This window comes from Brevundimonas alba (assembly GCF_011927945.1).
Lineage (GTDB): Bacteria > Pseudomonadota > Alphaproteobacteria > Caulobacterales > Caulobacteraceae > Brevundimonas > Brevundimonas alba.
The window spans coordinates 278,225-298,562 of record NZ_JAATJM010000001.1 but is presented as its reverse complement, the minus strand read 5'-3'; the positions used below and the strand labels follow the sequence as shown (position 1 = coordinate 298,562).

The following is a 20,338-nucleotide window of genomic DNA, read 5'->3' as shown; positions in this document are numbered from 1 at the left end:
TCTATAGCCCGACCGTCGCAGCGGCAAGGCGGCGGGCTGTCACGGCTCAGCCTTCGCCGCGCGCCGCCTGCCGGGGGCTGAATTTCGGAGCTGGGGCCAGCCGCATGACCTCGGCCTGATAGCGGTCGTCGTCGCCGGCGAGGGCGAAGGGCAGGGCGTCGCTTATCGCGCCCAGCATGGCGTCCAGCCACGGCTGTTCCGCCTTGTGGAAGTCGCTCAGGACGTAGCCGTGCACCAGCTGCGGCTCCCCCGGATGGCCCACGCCCATGCGCGCCCGGCGGAAATCCGCGCCGAGCTGGCTGATCAGCGACCGGACGCCGTTCTGGCCCGCGGCGCCGCCGCCCTTCTTCATCCGGAACCGCCCGGGAGCCAGATCGATCTCGTCGTGGAAGACGATCACCTCCGACGGCTGCACCTTGTAGAAGCGCGCCGCCTCGGCCACGGCCCGGCCGCTCTCGTTCATGAAGGTCTGCGGCTTCATCAGCAGGACGCGTTCACGGCCCGAGGCCGTTTCGACCTCGCCTTCGCGAATCACGGACTGGAACTTGGCCCGCTCGGGCCCGAACGACCATCGCCGCGCGATCTCGTCGGCGGCCATGAAGCCGATGTTGTGGCGATTGCCCTGATATTTCGGTCCCGGATTGCCCAGGCCGGCGATGATGATCATGGCGCGTGGTCCGGATAAGGAAACGGCCCCGTCCGTCGCCGGATGGGGCCGTTCCAGTAGCAGCTTGCAACGAGGGGATCAGCCCTCGGCGGTGTCTTCCGCGGCGGCTTCGTCGTCGGCGCCCTGTTCGGTCGCTTCGACTTCGGCGGCCTCAGCAGCTTCGGCGGCGACTTCAGCGTCATGCGCTTCGTCGGCGGCGGCCGAGATAGCGGCCGAGGAGGTCTTGATGGAGGCGATCACGAAGTCGCGGTCGGTGATGGTCGGCTCGACCTCTTCCGTGCCCTTCAGGTCGGTCCAGCGGATGGTGTCACCCATCTTGTGGCCGGCCAGATCGACGATCAGGTCTTCCGGGATGTGATCCGCGCGGACTTTCACCTCGACCGAGTGACGAACGATCTCCAGCGAGCCGCCCTGACGGAAGGCTTCGCACTGGTCCTGGTTGATGAAGTGAACCGGCACTTCGATCTTGATCGTCTGCTTCTCGTCGACGCGCATCAGGTCGAAGTGCAGCGGGCGGTCCGACACGGGGTCGAACTGCACGTCGCGAGCGATGACCGGCTGGCTCTCGTCGCCGTATTTCAGGGTCACGAGGTGGCCCAGCAGCTTGCCGGTGTAGAGTGACTTGCGGAAGTCGCGCTCGTTCACCGAGATCGCCACCGGGGCCTTGTCGCCGCCGTACAGGACGCCCGGGACCATGCCCGCGCGACGCGCAGCGCGGGCGCCGCCGGTGCCGACGCCGTCACGGACGTCCACGTTCAGAATGATCTCGGCCATATGGCTCGCCTCAACAACAGAAACGCCGCGCTCACGTACTCGCTCGCGCGGCGGGGTCCTCGAACCCTCGAATTCAAGAGCGCGGGCTATTACACGCAGACGCCCGGTGACGCAACCGTTCGGGCGCACCCATATCGTCGGCGATCAGCCGTCGCTGTTCAGGCTCGCCGTCGCCGAGGCTGAAGCGGCCGCCGCTCCGGCCGCGACCGGCGTCTGAACGACAGCCGGGGCCGGGCCGGCTACTTCGGTCGCAGGGGTGGCGATGGGGGCGGGGGTGATGTTCTGGGCGGTGCAGGTCGCCAGATCGCGCGCGATGTGCCGGCCGACGCAGAAGATATCCTCGTAACTGGGACGCGAGGCGGCGAGGCACTGGAACAGCATGAGCTTCGACATATTGAGGCAGAACTCGCTGTTCTGCTCCACGGTCAGGGCTTCGGTATTGGCGCGGGCTTCCTCGCCGCCGGCGCCGAGCGCTGCGAGCGCCGCAAGCGCCAACGAGCGAACCACCGCCGGCGTATACGGCGGGCCCGAATGGGCCGGGGTCACGGCGAGGCCGGAACCGCTGTTGGCGGCGGCGAACAGCTTGGCCGACTCCTCGGCGGACGGCAGCATCTGAACCGCTGACAGCGCCTTGGCGCCCTGCAGACGGGTGTCGCGGTCGGCGATGTGGACAGTGGCCCAGCGGCGGCGCGGATCGGACCGCCCCTGAATCGTATAGGCGTCTTCCTCCACGGCGTCGGCGATGGCCAGCATGGCGGCCGCGTCGTGGCCAATGGCTTCGACGATCAGACCGGCGGCGGCGTCCGCGCCGGGCAGGGTGGCCGCATAGGCCGGATCGGCGATGATGCGCGAGACCATTTCCTGGCGGACCGCCGGATCGACGGCATAGGTGCGCACGCCTTGAACAAACTCCGGCGACTGCAGCGCCAGGATCGAGCCATAGGCGATCATGCCGCGCGACAGCTGGGCCGGCTCGTAGGCCGCGCCTTTGCGGATCGCCGCCTGGATCGACTCCGCCGTCGGGAATCCGGCCTCGATGGTGGCCGCGTCGCGCATGAAGGCGACATAGATGGCGGCGGCCTCGGCCACGCCTTCGTTCAGGCTGACAGCCGGGGGCGGGGGCGGCGGCGGCGCGGGTGCGGGAGCCGGCTCGGGCTCGGGCGTGGCGCAGGCCGAAAGAACAGCCATTGCAGCGATGGCGGCCATGGACAAGCCGCGGCGGAAACGAGCCTCAAGCATACGAGATCCCCACGTGGACGCGCGGCGTCATCGTTAGACGCCGGAACCTGGAAGCGCTTATAACGCGGCCCAAGAGGTTCGCCGAGCGTTAATGCCAGCTTGGCTGGAGCCCGGCGGCATTTCGGCGCACTAGCCGCCCGGAGACTGCGCGGGCTGGGTATTCAGGCGTCCTGTCACCGACGGGGCCGGCCTCGGAGGCTGCGCAGGCGTCGGGGCTGGCGAAATCGTGATCGGATTTGCGGGTGCGGACTGGCGGGGCGCAGGCAGGGCGGGTGACGGCGGAACCGGCGTGATGATGATCGGCTCATCCGCGGGCGGGCGGGTCTCGTCCGGCGTCACATCCGACACGGTGACGATCGGCGCCGGCATCGCCGCACCCCGCGAGCAGGTCGCCAGATCGCGGACGATGTGACGGCCTAGGCAGAACATGTCCTCGTAGTTCGGCCGGGACGCCGCCAGACACTGGAACAGATTCAGCTTGGACATCGTCAGGCAGCCCTCGCTGACGCGATCGAACTGCAGGGCGTCTGTATTGGCCTTGGCGTTTTCTCCGGCGTAGCCGAGCGCCGCCAGCGCGGCGAGCGCCAGGCCGTTGATGACCGCGGGCGGATAGGGCGGCTTGCGGGGCTCTCCGCTGACCGCAAGGGCTCCGCCGCCGCTGTGGGCCGCGGCGAACATCCGGGACGCCTCTTCCGCCGAGGGCAGGATCCTCTGGGCGGAGCGGCTCTTTGCGGCCTCCAGCCGGGCGTCGCGGTTGGGCACTTCGGCGACCGCCCACGACCGCCGGGGGTCGTAGCGGGCCTGGATGGCGTAGGCATCGTTTTCGATCGAGTTCGCCGCCCGGCTCAGGGCGTTGATGTCCGCGGCCAGGGTGGACATGACCAGCCCCGCCGCCGCCTCCGCCCCGGGTAGCGTCGAGGCATAGCTCGGGTCGGCGACGATGCGGGCGACGATCCGTTCGCGCGTCGCCTGATCGTCGGCGAGGCCGCGGACTCCGGACACGAACTCGGGCGACTGCAGCGCCAGAATGGAGGCATAGGCGACCAGCCCGCGCGAAATCTGCGCGGGATCGTAGGCCGAACCGCGGCGCAGGGCGGCCTGGATCTGCTCGGGATCGGTGAAGCCGCCCTCAAGCCCCGCCATGTCGCGGCTGAAAGCCATATAGACGGCGGCGGCCTCGGCGACGCTTCGGTTCAGATTGATCGGCGGCGGCGTCCGGGCCGCGATTGCTGCGACCTCGGCGGCCACACGGGCGGCTTCGAGCTCGGCGCGGCTCGGCGTGTCCGAGGCGCAGCTCGCCAGCAGGGCGGCGACAGCGAGCGCGACTATGGAACGGCCGCGGTGCGGGAAAACCGGACGCATCAGGACTCCTCGGATCATCGGCGTCCAGCAACGCCCAGTCTGAGGGCGCAAATGGGGCGGGCGCGGATCGGTTCCGGGAACCTAGTCGAACAGTTTGGAGACCGATTCCTCGTTGGCGATCCGCCGGATGGCTTCGCCGATCAGCGGCGCGACCGAGACACAGCGGATTTTCTTGCAGGTCAGAACCTCGTGAGGACGCTCGATGGAGTCGGTGATGACCAGCTCCTTCAGTGGACCGTCGTTGATCCGCTGGACCGCTGGGCCCGAGAGGACGCCGTGGCTGATGTAGGCCGAGACCTCGGTCGCGCCCTTGTCCATGAGGGCCTGCGCCGCGTTCACCAGCGTCCCGCCCGAATCGACGATGTCGTCGAACAGGATGCAGCGCCGCCCTTCGACGTCGCCGATGATGTTCATGACCTCGCTCTCGCCCGCCTTGGGCCGGCGCTTGTCGACGATGGCCAGATCGGCGTCGAGCCGTTTGGCCAGCGAGCGCGCCCGAACCACGCCGCCGACGTCGGGCGAGACGATCATCAGATCGTCGCCGCGGTGATAGTGTTCCTTGATGTCCTGCGCCAGCACCGGCGTGGCCAGCAGGTTGTCGGTCGGGATGTCGAAGAAGCCCTGGATCTGACCGGCATGCAGATCCATCGTCAGAACCCGGTCCGCACCCGCGCGGGTGATCAGATTGGCCACCAGCTTGGCCGAGATCGGCGTCCGGCCGCCGGTCTTCCGGTCCTGCCGGGCGTAGCCGAAATAGGGCATGACCGCCGTGATCCGCTTGGCCGACGCGCGCACCAGCGCATCGGTCATGATCAGCAGCTCCATCAGATTGTCGTTGGCGGGGTAGCTGGTCGATTGAATGATGAAGACGTCCTCGCCACGGACGTTCTCCTCGATCACGGCGAAGACTTCGTTGTCCGCGAACCGCTTCACGTCAGCCTTGGTCAGCGGCATGTCGAGGTGCGCCGCGATGGCCTGGGAGAGCGTCCGGTTGGAGTTGCCAGAGAGCAGCTTCATGTCCGGTCATCCTTTCGCCGTCATCGCCCGGCTGAGAATGCCGCCGTCGCGCTGGCGCGCTACATATCAGGGGACGGCTCAGCCACAAGCGCCGAGAGTCTTTTTGGCCGACTTCTTCACGCATTGGCGCGGGGTTGTCGGCTGGTGTAGAGATCGCGTCTCGTATCCGGGGGCGCCGACGGGTGATGCCCGCCGGCCTGTCATGTTGAGGTCGTCCTTGCCTGCTTCCAAGTTCCGCACCGGCCTGATCCTGTCAGCCGTGGCCGTGTCGGCCCTGACGATTTCGGGCTGCGCCAATCGCGGCAATCGCCCCCGCCTCGCCTATGAGGAGCGCCCCGTCGAGGCGCTCTACAACACCGGCTATCAGCGCCTCCAGAGCCGGCGCTGGGGCGACGCCATCGACTATTTCCAGGAGGTCGAGCGTCAGCATCCGTATTCCGAGTGGTCGCGCCGCGCGATCCTGATGCAGATCTACGCCCACTATCAGAGCAACGACTACGCCGAGGCGATCGCCGCGTCGGACCGGTTCATCCAGCTGTTCCCCGGCAATCCCAGCGCGCCCTACGCCTTCTACATGAAGGCCCTGTGCAATTTCGAACAGATCACCGACGTGGGCCGCGATCAGGGCTATGCCCAGGCGGCGCTGGACGGCCTGCGTGACGTGGCCCGCCGCTATCCGGGGACCTCCTACGCCATCGACGCCACGGTCAAGATCGACATGGTCAACGACCAGCTGGCCGGCAAGGAAATGGCCATCGGCCGCTACTACCAGCGCGCCGGTCAGCCGCTGGCGGCCATGAACCGCTACAAGTCGGTGATCGACAACGAAGCCTATCAGCGCACTTCGCACACGCCGGAGGCCCTTTATCGTCTGGTCGAGGTCAACCTCCAGCTGGGCCTGAAGGAAGAGGCGACCCGCAACGGCGCCGTGCTCGGCCACAACTATCCGGGCAGCCCCTGGTATGCCGAGGCCTACGCCCTGCTCACCGAGGACGGCCGTCGCCCAGACGTCGCCCCCGAAGGGCAGCGCGAAAGCTGGCTGCGCCGGATCATCCCGGGCTGACGACCGATTCTGTCGCAACAGGCAGGCATGACGGGCGTTCGCCGCTAGACTGACGGCCATGGCGAATCAGACCCGGACGACCGCGCCCCCATGCTGACCGCCCTCTCCATCCGCGACATCGTGCTGGTGGACGTGCTCGATCTCGAGGTCGAGGGCGGCCTCACGGTGCTGACCGGCGAGACCGGGGCGGGCAAGTCGATCATCCTTGACGCCCTCGGCCTCGCGCTGGGAGCCCGCGCCGACGCCGGTCTGGTGCGCAGCGGCGCGAAACAGGCCTCCGCCACCGCCGTCTTCACCGCGCCTGACGACCCGGCCCTGATCGAGATGATCTCCGAGCGCGGCTTCGAGGTCGCCGCGGGCGAGGAACTGATCCTGCGCCGCACCCTCGCCGCCGACGGGCGCAGCCGGGCCTTCGTCAACGACCAGCCCGCCGGCGTGACGGCCCTGCGCGAGATCGGCCAGGCGCTGGTCGAGGTGCACGGCCAGCACGAGACCGTCGGCCTGCTCGACTGGAAGACCCACCGCGCCCTGCTCGACAACTACGGCGGCCTGCAGCCGCAGCTGGCGGGCGTCGCCACCGCAGCCGACAGGCTGAAGACCGCCGAACGGACCGTGGCCGATCTCAAGGCCGCCGCCGCCGACGCCGCGGCCCATGCCGAAGAGCTGACACTGAACCTGTCCGAGCTCGACGCCCTCGATCCCCGTGCCGATGAGGAAACCGAACTGGCCGGCGAGCGCGCCCTGCTGGGAGCGGCCGAGAAAGCCATTGCTGACCTGTCGGACGCCCGGGCGTCTCTGGGCGGCGACAAGCTGTCCCGCAACCTCGCCGCCGCACTGCGGGCGGTCGAGCACGCGCGCACTCGGGCGGGACAGGCCGGCACGGACCCGGAGCATCCGCTGCTCCAGAAGCTCTCCAGCGCCGCCGAGGCCATCGAGCGCACGCTCGTGGAAGCCGAGGAGGCGATCGCCTGCGTCGACGCCGCGGCCAACGCCTTCGACTTCGAGCCCGGTCGTCTCGACAAGGCCGAGGAGCGGCTGTTCGCCCTGCGCGCCGCCGCCCGCAAGCTGAACACCTCCGTCGAGATGCTGCCTGTCCTGCGCGTCCGCTTCCGCGATCAGCTGCGCCTGATCGAAGATGGCGCCGAGGCCATCACCGCCGCCGAGCGCGCCGCCTCCGCCGCCCGCGAGGCCTACGATGTGGCCGCCATGCTGCTGACCTCGGCCCGCGAGGCCGCGGCCGACCGCCTGACCGCCGCCGTCATGGGCGAGCTGGGACCGCTGAAGCTGGAGCGCGCCCGTTTCCGGGTCGCCTTCGAGCCCGTCGCCGACGGCCGGCGCGGCCCACTCGGCGTCGAGACCGTGCGGTTCGAGATCGCCACCAACGCCGGCACGGACTTCGGTCCCCTCGACGCCATCGCCTCGGGCGGCGAACTGGCCCGTTTCGCCCTCGCCATGAAGGCGGCGCTGGCGGGCCGCGAGGACCAGCGCCAGCCGGTGATGATCTTCGACGAGGTCGATCAGGGCGTCGGCGGCGCCGTGGCCGAGGCCGTCGGCACGCGGCTGCAGCGCCTCTCGCAGGGCGCGCAGGTGCTGGTCGTGACCCACAGCCCGCAGGTTGCGGCGCGCGGCCACGCCCACTGGAAGGTCCGCAAGGCCGATCAGGCCGGCCAGACAACCACCACGGTCGATGCGCTCGACGAGAACGCCCGGCGCGAGGAGATCGCCCGCATGCTGTCCGGCGCCACGATCACCGACGAAGCCCGCGCCGCGGCCCGCTCGCTGATCGGCTGAAGCGCCGGACCTACGCCCCGAGGATCCAGCCTTCTTCCTGTTCGACGCGGGCGATCAGCGCCTCGTCCGCGCCCTTGGGCGGGGCAAAGGCCTTCGACAGGGCCCCCGTCTCGTCCATCTTCGCCAAGGCCTCGGCGGTGGAGCGGACCTGCGCCTGATCCTTGAACTCGCCCGGGTTCGGCTTGCCGTCGAACATGGAGGGCCAGACCTCGACGACGAGGGCCGAAAGCGGCTCGACGTCGGCCGCGTCCAGCGCCCGCCAGCCCGTCCCGAAAGGCCATACCGCGCCCGACGGGCCGAGGCTCTCCAGCAGACGGCGAACGGCCGGAATGCCGACCAGCGTCTGGCCGCCGACCGCGCCGGCCCCATGCATCTGCCACACGCTCTTGGGCTGCAGCCGGCCCTTGCGCACAGCGTCCTCGGTGGCCCGGAACTCCGGGATGTCTGCGCCCGCGCCGGCAGGCGGTTTGGTCGTGGTCAGCCAGCGCTGCGCCTGCTTGGCCGGCGCGCCCCACATCGGCCAGGCCTCGTCGGTCATCAGCCGGTTGATCTTGGCCGCCACCTGATAGCGGTTGTTGGTGTTGTCCGGCTTGTCGACGACGTTGGAGGCGATGAATTTCCACATCGCCTGCCACGGTGTTCCCGTCAGCTTCAGCCGCTCCGCCGTGCCCGCCGGATAGCCGAAGTTGAAGTCGAACCCGACCAGCACCCGGTCGCCCCGCTTGCGGTGGTCGGCCAGCAGGGAGGCGAGCAGCTTCTCGCCCTCGGCGCGCGTGGCGACGTTGTGGGTCTCGGTATAGAGGCGGAAGCGGACGTCGCGCTTGGCAACGCCGATCCAGACCGATTGGTCGCCCAGCTTCTTGCCTTCGGCGGCGGTCCAGTCGGCGATGATGTAGGCGTCGAAAAGACGGGCCACGGCGGGCGCTCCAGATTACGCGGTCACAAAAGGGATGGGGGCTTCTAGCGTTCCGCCGGGGCCGGCGGAAGGGCGAAGGCTCAGCCCTTGAGCAGCGCCTCGAGGTGCGACAGCCACCGGCGACCCAGTCGCAAGGCCTCGCCCGGCGAACTGGTCTGCACGGGCAGGGTGGCGTCCCACAGCGCAAGCTCGAACTCCGGGTGCCGCGCATCACCGAACATCAGCCGCAGCACCACCTGTTCCGCATCGGGGGCGAGGATGTCGAGCGACTTCCGCGTCTCGCCGCGCCGCACACGGGCCACGACGTGGCCGTCGACGATGATTTCGCCGCCGTCGATCTCCTCGAAGGCATACACCAGTCCCGACGCGCCGCGGTTCCAAAGCACAGCCACCTGCGCCCCATCGAAATCCAGCCCGGCGGCCCGGCCCTCGGCCGGCGACAACGCCTCCGCTTCGGGCGTCGCGCCCAAGGACTTGAGCAGGGCGCGCCGCATCCGGCGTACCGGCTCCATCCACCAGGCGAGCACCAGGGCCGCGGTGGTCAGGGCCGCCGCCGCCAGCGCCACGAGCAGGATGACCCGGAGCGCCTCGGCCATCGTCAGTCTTCCAGCTCTATGACGACCGGCACATGGTCGGAGGGCTTCTCCATGTCGCGGGCGTCGCGATGCGTCTCCACCGACTGAAAGCGGTCGGCGGCCTGAGGCGACAGCAGGTGGAAGTCGATGCGGATGCCATGGTCGCGCTGCCAGGCGCCGGCCTGATAGTCCCAGAAGGTGAAGGTGCCCGGCGGCTGCCCGCCCAGTTCTCCCGCGTCGGCAAGGCCGAGGTGGCGCAGCGCCTGGAACGCCGCCCGGCTCTCGGGCTGGAACAGCGCGTCGCCGGTCCAGGCCGCGGGGTTCCGCGCGTCCTCGGGCGTGGGGATGACGTTGTAGTCGCCGCACAGGGTGAACGGCTCCTCCAGCGCCAGCAGATCGCGGGCATGGGCATGCAGGCGGTCGTACCAGGCCAGTTTGTAGGCGAATTTGTCCGTCCCGACCGGGTTGCCGTTGGGCAGGTAGATGCAGCCGACCCGCACCGGACGCGGCGCCTCGATCAGGGCCTCGATGTAGCGCGACTGTTCGGCCTCGGCCTCATAGCCGGACGCATCCACGCCGGGCAGGCCGCGCCGCACGTCGGACAGAGGGTGTTTCGAAAGGATCGCGACGCCGTTGTAGCTCTTCTGGCCGTGCGTCTCGACGTTGTATCCGAGGCCCTCAAGGGCCTCGCGCGGGAATTTCTCGTCGACGCATTTGATTTCCTGCAGGCAGGCCACGTCGGGAGCCGCCGCCTCCAGCCAAGCCAGCACGGTCGGCAGGCGGGCGTTGACCGAGTTCACGTTCCAGGTGGCGATGCGCATCGGTCATGATTACGGCGCGTCGGGGGGCTCTGTGAAGCGCCGATCGCCCAAACGGAAACGCCCCGGGATGATCCCGGGGCGTTCGTCGATCTCAGGTTTTGATCTTACTGCTGCTCGGCGGGCGCGGCGGCCGGAGCGGCGGTGGTCAGGGTGCAGCCGCCCGCGATGTGGGCCGAGGCCGCGCAGGCATGGACACGCTCAGCCTTGAACGCATTGCCGACGCGGACGAAATAGCCGTCGCCGACGCCGCATTTCACTTCATAGACCTGCAGTTGTTGGGCGTCGGTCCCGACCTTGCGGGCCTGTTGCACATCGCAGGTCGAGGCTTCGGTGTCCGCGAGAACCGCCGTCCAGGCCTTAAGGTTCTCTTCCGGCGTGGTGTAGCGGCAGGTCGATCCCTCAAGCGCCCGGGCCCAGCAAGGGCTCTTCGACCAGCCGGTGCTGGCCTGCTCGAGCTGATAGCCGTCGCCGTCCGTGCAGCCCACTTCGTAGACGAGGTTGCCCTCCAGACGGCCGATCGCGGCGCCCTGGTCGACGGTGCAGTCGATGCCGGCTTCGCGGGCGAAGGCGGCGACCACCGGAACCGGGTTCTGGTTGACGGGCAGGGTGCACTGCTGGCCGACCTCGGCCGCCGGATCGCGCAGGCGGTTGGTCTCCGCCTGACCCGACAGCTCGAGGCAGTTGAAAGTCTGCGGCGGTGTCGAGGCGACGACCAGATAGCCGGGGCCGCTGGTGCAGGTCGCTTCATAGGTCGACTGCATCTCGGCGGTCGTGCCGAGCAGGGCCGCCTCTGAGACCTGGCAGGTGATGCCGGCCGTGGTCAGCAGCGCCTGCGCGGCAGCCTTGTTCTCTTCCGGGGTGGCGGCCGGCGCCTGTTCGGGCTTCTCCTGATCGGCCTCCCGCTCGCGACGGCCCCGCCGCTCGCGCGCGCCGTCGCTCATACGGCCCGGCAGCACACGGTCGCCACGGATGTTGCCGCTGGCGCGGTCGGATTCCTCATTGGTCCGCCCACCGGAGTCTTGGGCCAGGACCGGCTGGGCTGAAAGCAGGGCCAGCGCCATTGCGCCGCCGATGAGCGCAAGCAACTTCTTGTGGAACACGGTGACACTCCAGAAGGACGATTTGCCGAAATCCTTGGCTGGCGGTTGTGGCCGGGTCAAGGCGGGTTTCGCGGCGCTGGACGGGCATCCCGGCTTCGGCCTATCTTCCCTCAGTTTCGATTGGAGACGGACTTGGCTGACGGCGTCGCCATGATGGACGAGGCGGTGAAGGCGCGCGAGGAGCGTCGGCTGACCTATCCGTTTGGCGAACCGCCGGCGTCGGGGCAAGCCGTGACGGTCGCGCCCGGCGTCCTGTGGATGCGGCTGGCCATGCCGATCGCGCTCAATCACATCAACGTCTATGCGGTGCGGGAGGGCGAAGGCTGGGTCCTGATCGATACCGGCCTGGACCTGGCCGCCACGCGGGACGAATGGGACACGCTGCTGAGCGGGCCTCTCGGCGGAATGCCGGTCACGCGGGTCATCTGCACCCACATGCATCCCGACCATATCGGCCTCGCCGGCTGGTTGTGCGGCCGCTTCGCCGCGCCACTGCTGATGACCCGGCTGGAGTATGTCACCGCACGGATGCTGCTGGCCGACACCGGACAGCCCGCCCCCGAGGACGGCGCCGTCTTCTATCGGGCGGCGGGCTGGGACGGGGCGCAGGTCGAGGGGTATCGAACCGGATACGGACAGTTCGGGCGAGTTGTCTCGCCTATGCCCTCCGGCTTCGTCCGGATGCGCGAGGGCGATCGTCTGTCGATCGGCGGCGATGATTGGCGAGTGGTCGTGGGCGAGGGCCACAGTCCGGAACACGCCTGCCTGTGGCGCGAATCCGACGGCGTCGTGCTGGGCGGCGACCAGATACTGCCGAAGATATCGTCGAACGTGTCCGTCTGGCCCACGGAGCCAGATGCCGATCCGCTGGGCGACTGGCTGGAATCGCTCGAGCGGATGAAGAGCGTCTTTCCGAATGACGTGCTGGTCCTGCCGTCGCACGGAGAACCGTTCCGCGGCGTGCAGGCGCGGCTGGATGCGCTGATCCGCGGCCATCTGACCGCCCTGAGGCGGCTCGAGCGCACCCTGCGCAAACCCTGCCGCGCCGTGGATGTATTCTCAGCTTTGTTCGCCCGCCCGGTCGGCGATGGCGTTCGCGGCATGGCGACGGGCGAAAGCCTCGCGCACCTCAATTATCTGTTCCGCCGCGGGCGCGCAGCCCGCAGCCGCGATGCTGACGGCGTGGACTGGTGGACCGCAATCAAACAGGGATCGAAGGCATGACGGATCACATCCAGACGGAGCTTTCCGGCGGCGTGCTGACGGTGACGCTGGCGCGGCCCGAGAAGAAGAATGCGATCACCCAGGCCATGTACGCGGCCCTGTCGGATGCGGTCGAAAGGGCGCGAACCGACGATGCCGTGCGCGTCCTGCTGTTCCGCAGCGAGGGCGACAGCTTCTCGGCGGGCAACGACATCGCCGACTTCATCGCGCTCGGCTCGCAGGGCCAGCAACCGACGGACATGTCGGTCTTCCGCTTCCTGAAAGCGCTGGCGGAGTTCGACAAACCGGCCGTTGCGGCCGTCCGGGGCCGAGCGGTCGGGATCGGCCTGACCCTGCTGCTTCACTGCGACATGGTCGTGGTGGCCGAGGACGCCCTGCTGTCCGTGCCCTTCATCAATCTGGCGCTCGCCCCGGAAGCCGCGTCGTCGATGCTGCTGCCCGCCGCCATCGGCCATCACCGCGCCTTCGAAATGTTCGCCCTCGGCGAGCCGATTGATGGCCGCACGGCGGTGGCTTGGGGCCTGGCCAACCGCGCCGTCCCTGCCGACGGCGTCGAGGCCGCCGCCGCGGACCTGGCCGGAAAGCTCGCCGCCCGCGCACCGAACTCGATCCGCAAGACCAAGCGCCTGATGCGGGACGCCGAGGCGCTCTGGGCCCTGATGCAGCGGGAGGGCGAGGCGTTCGGCAGCCAGATGTCGAGTCCGGAGGCCATGGAGGCCTTCATGGCGTTCAGCCAGAAGCGTGCGCCCGATTTCTCGAAAGCCGGTTGATTCGCCCGCGCGTGGCCCTTAGGTGCGCGCGCCCATGTCCATCACGTCCGCCCTTTTCCCTTCGCCACACATCGATGTGGAGAGTCCCGCCGACGCCACGGCCGTTGAGGCGCTGGTGCTGGCCGCCTTCGGTCCGGGCCGCTTCGCCAAGACCGCCGAGCGGCTGCGCGAGCGGGCTCCGGTCGCCGTCGGATTTGTCGCCAGAGAGGGTGACCGGCTGCTGGGCTCCGTCCGGCTGTGGTCGATCACCGTCGGCGGCATTCCGGCCCTGTTTCTCGGCCCGATCGCCGTGGCGGCGGAGAACCGCAAGGCCGGGCTCGGCGCGGAACTGGTCGAGGCCTGCCTGAGCTGGGCCGCCCAAGCGAAGATGGGCGTGCTGCTGGTCGGCGACGCTCCGTATTTCGGCCGCTTCGGCTTCGCTCCCGCCCCCGACACGCGCCTGCCCGGCCCCGTCGATCAGCGCCGGGTGCTGTGGCGTGGTCCGGATCAGTCCTCCGGTGCCGTCCTGCCCGCCGCCTGAACCTTCGCGCCTCTTTCAGGATTGCCACCGCGCGCCGGACCCTTAAGTCTGCACCCATGTCCGTCCCCGCCGACAGCAAGACCGGACTGGCCGCCGTCGCGGAGGCGGCGACGCAGGCGCCGGGCCGCGGCCTGCCGCCCGTCCACCTGTGGAATCCGCCCCACTGCGGCGACATCGACATCTGCATCCGCCGCGACGGGGTCTGGCTGCACGAGAACTCCCCCATCGGGCGCCCCGAACTGGTGCGCCTGTTCTCCACCGTCCTGCGCAAGGACCCCGACGGCTATTGCTTGGTCACGCCGGTCGAGAAGCTGTCGATCCGCGTCGAGGACCTGCCGTTCCGCGCCGTCGCCGTGACGGCGGAGCAGGGCGCGCTCCGCTTCGTCACCGACGTCGGCGACGAGGTCGAGGCTGGTCCGGACCACCCCATCCGCGTCCATACCGACCCCGTCACCGGCGAACCCTCGCCCGCCCTGCACGTCCGCGCCGACCTGTGGGCCCGCATCGCCCGTCCGGTCTTCTATGAACTGGTCGAGATGGCCGGGGTTGAGGACGACCGCCTCGTCGTCCGCTCCGCCGGCGCGACCTTCGCTCTCGGCCCCGCCGGAGCCGGCGTCGCATGAGTCTGAACTCCCTGCGCGAGCGGCTGATCGAGCGCCTGACCCCGGCCGGCGCCTGGACCCCGGACGGCCTGCCCGATCGTTCCGACTACGATCTCAACCCAGACGCGCCTCGCTCGCCCCGCACCTTGCGGCCGGCCGCCGTGCTGGTGCCCGTCATCGCCAGGCCGGAAGGCGCGAGCGTCCTGCTGACCCGCCGCTCCGACACCCTCGCCAGCCACACCGGTCAGATCGCCTTTCCCGGCGGCCGCCTCGATCCCGGTGAGACCGCTGTCCAGGCCGCCCTGCGCGAAGCCCGGGAGGAAGTCGCCCTCGATCCCGCCTCCGTCGAGGTGCTGGGCGTCGGCGACGGCTACGAGACGGTGACCGGCTTCCTCGTCACGCCCGTGATCGGATGGCTGGCCGAACCACCGGTCGTCTCGCCGTCGCCCGACGAGGTCGCCGAGGTGTTCGAGGCCCCGTGGGACTTCCTGATGGACCCGGCCAACCACCGCCGCGACTTCCTCGAACCGGAGAGCGGCCCGCGTCGCTGGTTCTGGGCCATGCCCTGGCGGGAACGGTACATCTGGGGCGCCACCGCCTCCATCCTGCGAGCCCTGCACGCCCGTCTCTACGGCGACGAGGCGCGGCCCGGCGCCGCCGTCGGGGAGGACGCCGCGTGACAGTCCGCATCTCCGACCAGCCCTGGCTGACCGCCCCGGCTACCCGCGCTGTCATCGCCGCACTCGAGGCGGCGGGTGGATCCGGCTGCGCCCGTTTCGTAGGCGGTTGCGTGCGCAACGCCCTGATCGGCGAGCCGGTGGCGGACGTCGACATCGCCACCACGCTCAAGCCCGAAGAGACGGACCGCGCCATCCGCGCCGCCGGCCTCAAAGCCGTGCCCACCGGCATCGCCCACGGTACGGTCACAGCCGTCTCCGAGCGCAGGCCGTTCGAGATCACGACCCTGCGCCGCGACGTCTCGACCGACGGCCGCAACGCCACCGTGGCCTTCACCGACGACTGGGCCGAGGACGCTGCCCGTCGCGACTTCCGCCTCAACGCCCTCTATGCCGACGCCGACGGACAGGTGTTCGACCCCACCGGCGAGGGCGTGGCCGATGCCCTGGCGGGCCGGATCATCTTCGTCGGCGATCCGGAAACCCGCGTCCGCGAGGACTATCTGCGCATCCTGCGCTTCTTCCGCTTCCACGCATGGTACGGACGCGGCGAGCCTGACGCCGCCGCCCTCGCCGCCTGCCGGAACCTCGCTCCCGGCATGGTCCGCCTGTCCGCCGAGCGGGTCTCCAGCGAGCTGATGAAACTCTTGTCCGCGCCGGACCCGCGAGCGGCTGTGAAGGCCATGGCCGAGGCCGGCGTCCTGGGCCAGATCCTGCCGGAGGCGCGGCTGTCGCCCCTGTTCGATACCGCGGTGGAGCAGGGCGCCGACCCCGTCGTCCGGTTGATGACCCTGCTTCCCCCCGACGAGGGCGTTGTCCGCGAGGCCGCCGCCCGCCTGCGCTTCCCCAACGCCACCCGTGACCGCCTCGCCTTCGCGGCTGTGGCGCTCCCTGCTGTCGCCCTGTCCATGACGGACCGTGCGGCCCGGGCGGTGCTCTACCGCCATGGAGCCCGCGCCTTCGCCGACGCCGTCCGCCGCCGCTGGGCGGAAGCCCCGGATCAGGAAACCGGCGCCCGGCGGCTGCTCGCACTCGCCGAGGCATGGATACGCCCGCCGCTGCCCGTCGGCGGCCGTGATCTGGCGAAACTGGGGATCGAGCCCGGCCCCGAAACAGGGCGGATTCTGAAAGCCTTCGAGGAGGGCTGGGTCGCCGACGACTTCCCCTCCGACGGCCATGCCGGACGGCTTCGGACCCTGATCAGTTCGCCGCGCGGGTGAACTCCGTCACCACCGGCCGGTGATCCGAACCGGTGGGGCGGGCCAGCCGGCGCGCGACAAAGCCAAGCTCCGGTGAGGCATAGACCTGATCGATGGTCATCCCCAGCGCCGCCGGCAGGTTCGAGGGCCAGGTTCCCGGGAACCCCGGCGCCGGATACAGGCCAAGATCGCGCCGCATCTGTTTGCCGATCCGCGCGCTCGACACGCTGTTGAAGTCGCCCGCGACGACCACCGGCCCGGTCATGCCCTCGACCACCTCCTGCAGGGCCATGGTCTGACTGATCTGGCCCCACTGCTCCTGGAATGGCCACGGCCGCGTCAGATGCACCCCGACGACATTCAGCCGGCCCAGCGGCGTCGTCGCCACCGCCGCCACCGCGTGCAACCCGTCCGGTGGATCGTCCAGCACGGTCAGCGGATAGCGCGACCCGATCACCGACCGCGAGGGCCCGCGCGTCTGGTCCATCCGCATCGACGCCGCCCGGTAGGGATAGCCTTCCAGCACCTCGTCGATCCGGCCCGCCGCATCCCGCCCCAGTTCGATCAGCACCACCACGTCGGCGTCGGCTTCGACGATGGATCGTCTAATCGAGGCCACGTCTCCGTTCAGGTAATACAGATTGGCGGAATACAGCCGCACGATCGGCGTATCCGTCGTGGGCTTCGGCCCTCCGGGAAACCACTGCGGGCTCACCGCGAGAAGCAGGGCCAGACAGGCCACGGCGCCGTGCGTCGCCGCCCCCGTCAGCCGTGTCACCGCCAGCAACAGTGTCAGCACGGCGGTCGCGATCAGCGCCGGCGCGGTGAACTGCGCCAGGATGTCGAACCACCGGTGACCGATCCCGCTGAGCGCGACCAAGGCCAGTCCCAACGGAACCACGAGGATCAGCCGCGCCAGCCAGTCCAGCACGCCGGCCGGCCTCCAGACGCGAACCGCGCGGGCCAAGCCTTGCCTTTCCGGTTGAACGGGGGTCGTCATGGCGCGTTACGGTCTCGCTTCGGAGGATGGCATGGCCAGACGGACCATCGGCGATATCGAGAAAATCTGGACCAATGTCGAGGGCGTGAAGAAGCTCTCCGACCGTGCTGTGGGAATCGGCCCTTTCGGCATCGGCCTCGACGGCTTGCTGACCTGGGTGCCGGTTGTGGGCACTGTGTACAGCGTTGGCGCGGCGGGCTGGTTGCTGATCCAGGCCGCCCGGGTGAAGGCCTCTCCCGCGACGGTCGCGCGGATGGTTGGATATCTCGGCCTGGACAGCGCGACCACCGCAGTCGGTGAAGTCGTCCCATTCGCCCCCGATGTCGTCGACTTCTTCTTCCCCGGCCACCTGATGGCGGCCAAGGCGCTGCAGAAGGACATCGAGACCACCCATTGGGTCGAGGCCAGCGAGCGCGAGGCCCGCGCATCCGGCGCCCACGACCGCCATCTGGCCGAGATGCGCAGCAAGCCGGGACTGCGCCGGATCGTCTACCTCCACGACTGACACTGTTACAGATTGCTGACTATTCGGCCTCTGTCTCCATACTTTTTCGAGCCATGTCATTGTTCTGGCTCGGCTTGACTCCTTTGCCAGCGTCCTGAACGCGCCGCAGGAGCGATCGGCCACAGACTGTTCTCCGACAGATTTTCGGAGACTTTCTGATGAGCGACGACACCACCGCCCGCCTCGGCCTTCCCTATCTGGCGGCGGGCCAGATGCAGAAGCATGTGACGCTGAACGAGGCCCTGACCCGGCTCGACGCCCTGGTCCAGAGCGCCGTGGTCAGCCGCACGGAGCCGATCCAGCCCGCCGAACCGCCGGACGGCGCCCTCTATATCCTGCCGGCGGATGCAGCCGGGGCGGCTTGGTCCGGGCGCGCCGAGGGAACCCTGATGCGGGCGGAAACCGGGGGCTGGACAGTCATCGACGCGCCGGACGGCATGGTCGTTCTGGTCGCCGACGCCGGCGAACTGCTGGTCCGACAGGAGGGCGACTGGGTTCCGCTCGGCGCCTGTCTCGATACGATCGAAGGGTTGGCCCGCTTCGGGCTGGGGACCGCCGCCGACGCTACGAACCCGTTCGCTGCGAAGCTGAACAAGGCTCTGTGGACCGCGCTTGAGACCTCGGGCGGTGGCGACGGCGATCTGCGCCTGACCTTCAACAAGGAAGGCCCGGCCGACGTCCTGTCGCTGCTGTTTCAGAGCGGATACGGCGGCCGCGCCGAACTGGGCCTGATCGGCGACGACGATCTGAAGCTGAAGGTCAGCCCCGACGGGTCGGTCTGGCGCGACGTCTGGGCGGTCGACCGGACCTCGGGACGGGTCGCATTCGAACTCGGCGCCGTCCGCAGGACCGTGACGGTGATGTCGGCCGCCGGTGTCTACGCCGTTCCGGCTTGGGCGCGGTCCATAGAGGCGGTGGCGGTCGGCGGCGGGGCCGGCGGCGGCGCGGGGGCCTTCGGCGCCTCCGCGTCCCGATTCGGGGGCGGCGGCGGGGGAGCCGGCGGCGTCAGCCGCGCCGTCTGGCCGGCCGACCAGTTGCCCTCGACCCTGGCTGTCGTGGTCGGAGCCGGTGGAGCCGGAGGCGTAGCCTCGGCGGGATCCGCCGGCAGCGGCTCTGCGGTCTACCTCGGCTCCACCGCTCTTCTGATCGCGGCCGGTGGCGGCGGCGGAGGTCTGGGCGGCGCTGCGAGCGGGGCCGCAGGCGCAGGCGGAGCCGGCGCGCCGAACTCAAATGGCGGCGGAGCCTCCAGCGTCACGGCCACGGGCGCGACCGGCAAGAGCTTCGATCGCCCGGACGCGCCGGGCGGAGGCGGAGCCGGGGGCGGTCTCTACGCGGCCGGCGTCTCCCGTTCAGGCGGCGCGGGAGGCGACGGCGGGGCCTTGGCGGTCAAGGCGATCGGGGGCTCGGGAGGCTCCGGCGTGGGCGGAGCCGGCGCTGCCTCTCCCCAGCCGACGCTCTATTGGGCGGGATCGGGCGGCGGGGGCGGCGGCGCGGTCACGTCGGGCTCGGGCCGCGATGGCGGTGCGGGCGGTGCGGCCGGTGGCGGAGGAGGAGGCGGCGGCGCCGGCATATCGGCCGGCGGCGTTGGCGGATCCGGCGCGGCCGGGCTCGTCTGGCTGATCGCGCAGGGATGACCGCCATGTCCCGATCGCGCACTAACCCCGAAGACCTGCTGCTGGACCTCGACGCCTGGGAGGCTCCGCTCCGGCTGTCCGCTGAAGATCTCTACGCCCACGCCGGCGCCGACCGCCGTGACGGCGCCCATCCGGTCGATGATCCGGAGGATGAACGATGACCGATCCCGTTGACCGTCCCGTCGGCGTTCCGCCGTTGGCCGAGGGGCGCTGGCTCTGGCGCCGCCTCTATGTATTCGCCAGCACCGGCGCAGCCTGGCTGCTGCTGGACCGGCTCATCGTCCTGACGCCGCCGGACGCGACGCTGCCGCTGGCCAAGGGTCTGATGGGCCTGATGGCCCTGACGATGATCCTGTATCTGGTCGCGCCGACGGCCCAGCAGCTGATCGCCAGCCTGCGCACGCTCCGGCCGGGCGGGGAGGGACGCTGATGGGCTTCCACCTCTCCGCCCGGTCGCTGAGGCGGCTGGAAGGCGTTCACCCCCGTCTGGTCGCCCTGGCTCGCGAGGCCATCGCTCTCAGCCCCGTCGACTTCATGGTCACCGAAGGCCTGCGCACGAAGGAGCGACAGGCTGCTCTGGTTCGCGCCGGGGCCAGCCGCACGAAACAATCCCGTCACCTGACCGGCCACGCCATTGACGTCGCCGCCATGGTCGACGGGCAGGTCCGCTGGGACTGGCCGCTCTATCCTCGCATCGCAGCCGCCTTCAAGGCCGCGGCGGCGCGGCAGGGCACGGCCATCGTCTGGGGGGGAGACTGGGTGAGCCTGCGTGACGGACCGCATTTCGAACTGGACCGCAGTGGTTTCCCCTGAGCCCGGCCGCCTTTCCGGACGCTTCGGACTCTTTGGACGCTTCGCACTCTTCGGACGCTTCGCACTCTT

23 protein-coding genes are annotated in these 20,338 nt (G+C 69.8%); 13 read left to right on the top strand and 10 right to left on the bottom strand.

The genetic code is table 11. The features are described 5' to 3' along the window. Nucleotides 1–46 precede the first annotated feature (46 nt). The 5 genes from pth to GGQ87_RS01340 all read right to left on the bottom strand — a co-directional run bounded on the left by pth (nt 47) and on the right by GGQ87_RS01340 (nt 5,059). Nucleotides 47–667, bottom strand: coding sequence for an aminoacyl-tRNA hydrolase (gene pth, locus GGQ87_RS01360; RefSeq protein WP_168044926.1), 621 nt, complete (start codon nt 665–667; stop codon nt 47–49). Nucleotides 668–745: 78 nt separating this feature from the next. After that, nucleotides 746–1,441 carry a 50S ribosomal protein L25/general stress protein Ctc gene (locus tag GGQ87_RS01355; RefSeq protein ID WP_168044925.1) on the bottom strand — a complete coding sequence of 232 codons (696 nt, stop codon included), beginning with the start codon at nt 1,439–1,441 and terminating at the stop codon, nt 746–748. 144 nt (nt 1,442–1,585) lie between these two features. Continuing rightward, nucleotides 1,586–2,680, bottom strand: coding sequence for a hypothetical protein (locus GGQ87_RS01350; protein ID WP_168044924.1), 1,095 nt, complete (start codon nt 2,678–2,680; stop codon nt 1,586–1,588). A gap of 129 nt (nt 2,681–2,809) precedes the next feature. Further along, nucleotides 2,810–4,042 (bottom strand): hypothetical protein, encoded by a 1,233-nt coding sequence (locus GGQ87_RS01345; protein WP_168044923.1) that lies wholly within the window; start codon nt 4,040–4,042, stop codon nt 2,810–2,812. A gap of 81 nt (nt 4,043–4,123) precedes the next feature. After that, complete coding sequence (locus tag GGQ87_RS01340) at nt 4,124–5,059, bottom strand: ribose-phosphate pyrophosphokinase (RefSeq protein WP_168044922.1); 936 nt, start codon at nt 5,057–5,059, stop codon at nt 4,124–4,126. 202 nt (nt 5,060–5,261) lie between these two features. Here GGQ87_RS01340 and GGQ87_RS01335 point away from each other — a divergent pair, with 202 nt between their 5' ends. Next, nucleotides 5,262–6,122 (top strand): outer membrane protein assembly factor BamD, encoded by an 861-nt coding sequence (locus GGQ87_RS01335; RefSeq protein WP_168044921.1) that lies wholly within the window; start codon nt 5,262–5,264, stop codon nt 6,120–6,122. Nucleotides 6,123–6,212: 90 nt separating this feature from the next. Continuing rightward, nucleotides 6,213–7,913: a DNA repair protein RecN gene (gene recN, locus GGQ87_RS01330; RefSeq protein ID WP_168044920.1), complete on the top strand. Its 1,701-nt coding sequence runs from the start codon at nt 6,213–6,215 to the stop codon at nt 7,911–7,913. Between the two features lie 10 nt (nt 7,914–7,923). On the opposite strand, the gene GGQ87_RS01325 is transcribed toward recN, so the two are convergent. From GGQ87_RS01325 to GGQ87_RS01310, 4 genes are all read right to left on the bottom strand, one after another. Then, nucleotides 7,924–8,829, bottom strand: a complete 906-nt coding sequence (locus GGQ87_RS01325) for a cobalamin biosynthesis protein CbiG (protein WP_168044919.1) — start codon at nt 8,827–8,829, stop codon at nt 7,924–7,926. Nucleotides 8,830–8,909: 80 nt separating this feature from the next. After that, entirely contained in the window at nt 8,910–9,425 is a 516-nt protein-coding gene (locus GGQ87_RS01320; RefSeq protein WP_168044918.1) for a hypothetical protein, read from the bottom strand. A gap of 2 nt (nt 9,426–9,427) precedes the next feature. Continuing rightward, nucleotides 9,428–10,225, bottom strand: a complete 798-nt coding sequence (locus GGQ87_RS01315) for an exodeoxyribonuclease III (RefSeq protein ID WP_168044917.1) — start codon at nt 10,223–10,225, stop codon at nt 9,428–9,430. Between the two features lie 104 nt (nt 10,226–10,329). Beyond that, nucleotides 10,330–11,325: a hypothetical protein gene (locus GGQ87_RS01310; protein ID WP_168044916.1), complete on the bottom strand. Its 996-nt coding sequence runs from the start codon at nt 11,323–11,325 to the stop codon at nt 10,330–10,332. Between the two features lie 132 nt (nt 11,326–11,457). On the opposite strand from GGQ87_RS01310, the gene GGQ87_RS01305 reads away from it, so the two are divergent. The 6 genes from GGQ87_RS01305 to GGQ87_RS01280 are packed head-to-tail and all read left to right on the top strand — an operon-like array spanning nt 11,458 to nt 16,338. Continuing rightward, nucleotides 11,458–12,549 carry an MBL fold metallo-hydrolase gene (locus GGQ87_RS01305; RefSeq protein ID WP_245161391.1) on the top strand — a complete coding sequence of 364 codons (1,092 nt, stop codon included), beginning with the start codon at nt 11,458–11,460 and terminating at the stop codon, nt 12,547–12,549. After that, the gene (locus tag GGQ87_RS01300; RefSeq protein ID WP_168044915.1) at nt 12,546–13,319 is read left to right on the top strand and encodes an enoyl-CoA hydratase; all 774 of its coding nucleotides are present in this window, start codon (nt 12,546–12,548) and stop codon (nt 13,317–13,319) included. The genes GGQ87_RS01305 and GGQ87_RS01300 overlap by 4 nt, the downstream gene beginning before the upstream one ends. 34 nt (nt 13,320–13,353) lie before the next feature. Next, nucleotides 13,354–13,839: a GNAT family N-acetyltransferase gene (locus GGQ87_RS01295; protein ID WP_168044914.1), complete on the top strand. Its 486-nt coding sequence runs from the start codon at nt 13,354–13,356 to the stop codon at nt 13,837–13,839. A 56-nt stretch (nt 13,840–13,895) separates the two neighbouring features. Beyond that, on the top strand, nt 13,896–14,462 hold the full coding sequence (locus GGQ87_RS01290) for a DUF1285 domain-containing protein (RefSeq protein WP_168044913.1): 567 nt from the start codon (nt 13,896–13,898) through the stop codon (nt 14,460–14,462). Beyond that, the gene (locus GGQ87_RS01285; protein WP_168044912.1) at nt 14,459–15,121 is read left to right on the top strand and encodes a CoA pyrophosphatase; all 663 of its coding nucleotides are present in this window, start codon (nt 14,459–14,461) and stop codon (nt 15,119–15,121) included. Before GGQ87_RS01290 ends, GGQ87_RS01285 begins: the two co-directional genes overlap by 4 nt. Then, nucleotides 15,118–16,338: a tRNA nucleotidyltransferase/poly(A) polymerase-related protein gene (locus GGQ87_RS01280; protein WP_168044911.1), complete on the top strand. Its 1,221-nt coding sequence runs from the start codon at nt 15,118–15,120 to the stop codon at nt 16,336–16,338. The genes GGQ87_RS01285 and GGQ87_RS01280 overlap by 4 nt, the downstream gene beginning before the upstream one ends. Here GGQ87_RS01280 and GGQ87_RS01275 read toward each other — a convergent pair. Continuing rightward, entirely contained in the window at nt 16,319–17,284 is a 966-nt protein-coding gene (locus tag GGQ87_RS01275; protein WP_245161390.1) for an endonuclease/exonuclease/phosphatase family protein, read from the bottom strand. The genes GGQ87_RS01280 and GGQ87_RS01275 overlap by 20 nt on opposite strands. A gap of 64 nt (nt 17,285–17,348) precedes the next feature. On the opposite strand from GGQ87_RS01275, the gene GGQ87_RS01270 reads away from it, so the two are divergent. The 5 genes from GGQ87_RS01270 to GGQ87_RS01250 all read left to right on the top strand — a co-directional run bounded on the left by GGQ87_RS01270 (nt 17,349) and on the right by GGQ87_RS01250 (nt 20,269). After that, complete coding sequence (locus GGQ87_RS01270) at nt 17,349–17,822, top strand: DUF4112 domain-containing protein (RefSeq protein ID WP_168044909.1); 474 nt, start codon at nt 17,349–17,351, stop codon at nt 17,820–17,822. A 158-nt stretch (nt 17,823–17,980) separates the two neighbouring features. Then, nucleotides 17,981–19,456, top strand: a complete 1,476-nt coding sequence (locus tag GGQ87_RS15535) for a DUF2793 domain-containing protein (protein ID WP_168044908.1) — start codon at nt 17,981–17,983, stop codon at nt 19,454–19,456. Nucleotides 19,457–19,461: 5 nt separating this feature from the next. Beyond that, entirely contained in the window at nt 19,462–19,617 is a 156-nt protein-coding gene (locus tag GGQ87_RS01260) for a hypothetical protein (RefSeq protein WP_168044907.1), read from the top strand. After that, nucleotides 19,614–19,886, top strand: coding sequence for a hypothetical protein (locus GGQ87_RS01255; protein ID WP_168044906.1), 273 nt, complete (start codon nt 19,614–19,616; stop codon nt 19,884–19,886). Before GGQ87_RS01260 ends, GGQ87_RS01255 begins: the two co-directional genes overlap by 4 nt. After that, nucleotides 19,886–20,269, top strand: a complete 384-nt coding sequence (locus GGQ87_RS01250) for a M15 family metallopeptidase (protein ID WP_168044905.1) — start codon at nt 19,886–19,888, stop codon at nt 20,267–20,269. Before GGQ87_RS01255 ends, GGQ87_RS01250 begins: the two co-directional genes overlap by 1 nt. Nucleotides 20,270–20,338: the final 69 nt, after the last annotated feature.

What these genes read in the sequence shown, in the direction of transcription:
- pth (WP_168044926.1), bottom strand. Translation starts at nt 667, where the DNA reads ATGATCATCATCGCCGGCCTGGGCAATCCGGGACCGAAATATCAGGGC.
- GGQ87_RS01355 (WP_168044925.1), bottom strand. Translation starts at nt 1,441, where the DNA reads ATGGCCGAGATCATTCTGAACGTGGACGTCCGTGACGGCGTCGGCACC.
- GGQ87_RS01350 (WP_168044924.1), bottom strand. Translation starts at nt 2,680, where the DNA reads ATGCTTGAGGCTCGTTTCCGCCGCGGCTTGTCCATGGCCGCCATCGCT.
- GGQ87_RS01345 (WP_168044923.1), bottom strand. Translation starts at nt 4,042, where the DNA reads ATGCGTCCGGTTTTCCCGCACCGCGGCCGTTCCATAGTCGCGCTCGCT.
- GGQ87_RS01340 (WP_168044922.1), bottom strand. Translation starts at nt 5,059, where the DNA reads ATGAAGCTGCTCTCTGGCAACTCCAACCGGACGCTCTCCCAGGCCATC.
- GGQ87_RS01335 (WP_168044921.1), top strand. Translation starts at nt 5,262, where the DNA reads ATGTTGAGGTCGTCCTTGCCTGCTTCCAAGTTCCGCACCGGCCTGATC.
- recN (WP_168044920.1), top strand. Translation starts at nt 6,213, where the DNA reads ATGCTGACCGCCCTCTCCATCCGCGACATCGTGCTGGTGGACGTGCTC.
- GGQ87_RS01320 (WP_168044918.1), bottom strand. Translation starts at nt 9,425, where the DNA reads ATGGCCGAGGCGCTCCGGGTCATCCTGCTCGTGGCGCTGGCGGCGGCG.
- GGQ87_RS01315 (WP_168044917.1), bottom strand. Translation starts at nt 10,225, where the DNA reads ATGCGCATCGCCACCTGGAACGTGAACTCGGTCAACGCCCGCCTGCCG.
- GGQ87_RS01300 (WP_168044915.1), top strand. Translation starts at nt 12,546, where the DNA reads ATGACGGATCACATCCAGACGGAGCTTTCCGGCGGCGTGCTGACGGTG.
- GGQ87_RS01295 (WP_168044914.1), top strand. Translation starts at nt 13,354, where the DNA reads ATGTCCATCACGTCCGCCCTTTTCCCTTCGCCACACATCGATGTGGAG.
- GGQ87_RS01290 (WP_168044913.1), top strand. Translation starts at nt 13,896, where the DNA reads ATGTCCGTCCCCGCCGACAGCAAGACCGGACTGGCCGCCGTCGCGGAG.
- GGQ87_RS01285 (WP_168044912.1), top strand. Translation starts at nt 14,459, where the DNA reads ATGAGTCTGAACTCCCTGCGCGAGCGGCTGATCGAGCGCCTGACCCCG.
- GGQ87_RS01270 (WP_168044909.1), top strand. Translation starts at nt 17,349, where the DNA reads ATGGCCAGACGGACCATCGGCGATATCGAGAAAATCTGGACCAATGTC.
- GGQ87_RS15535 (WP_168044908.1), top strand. Translation starts at nt 17,981, where the DNA reads ATGAGCGACGACACCACCGCCCGCCTCGGCCTTCCCTATCTGGCGGCG.
- GGQ87_RS01260 (WP_168044907.1), top strand. Translation starts at nt 19,462, where the DNA reads ATGTCCCGATCGCGCACTAACCCCGAAGACCTGCTGCTGGACCTCGAC.
- GGQ87_RS01255 (WP_168044906.1), top strand. Translation starts at nt 19,614, where the DNA reads ATGACCGATCCCGTTGACCGTCCCGTCGGCGTTCCGCCGTTGGCCGAG.
- GGQ87_RS01250 (WP_168044905.1), top strand. Translation starts at nt 19,886, where the DNA reads ATGGGCTTCCACCTCTCCGCCCGGTCGCTGAGGCGGCTGGAAGGCGTT.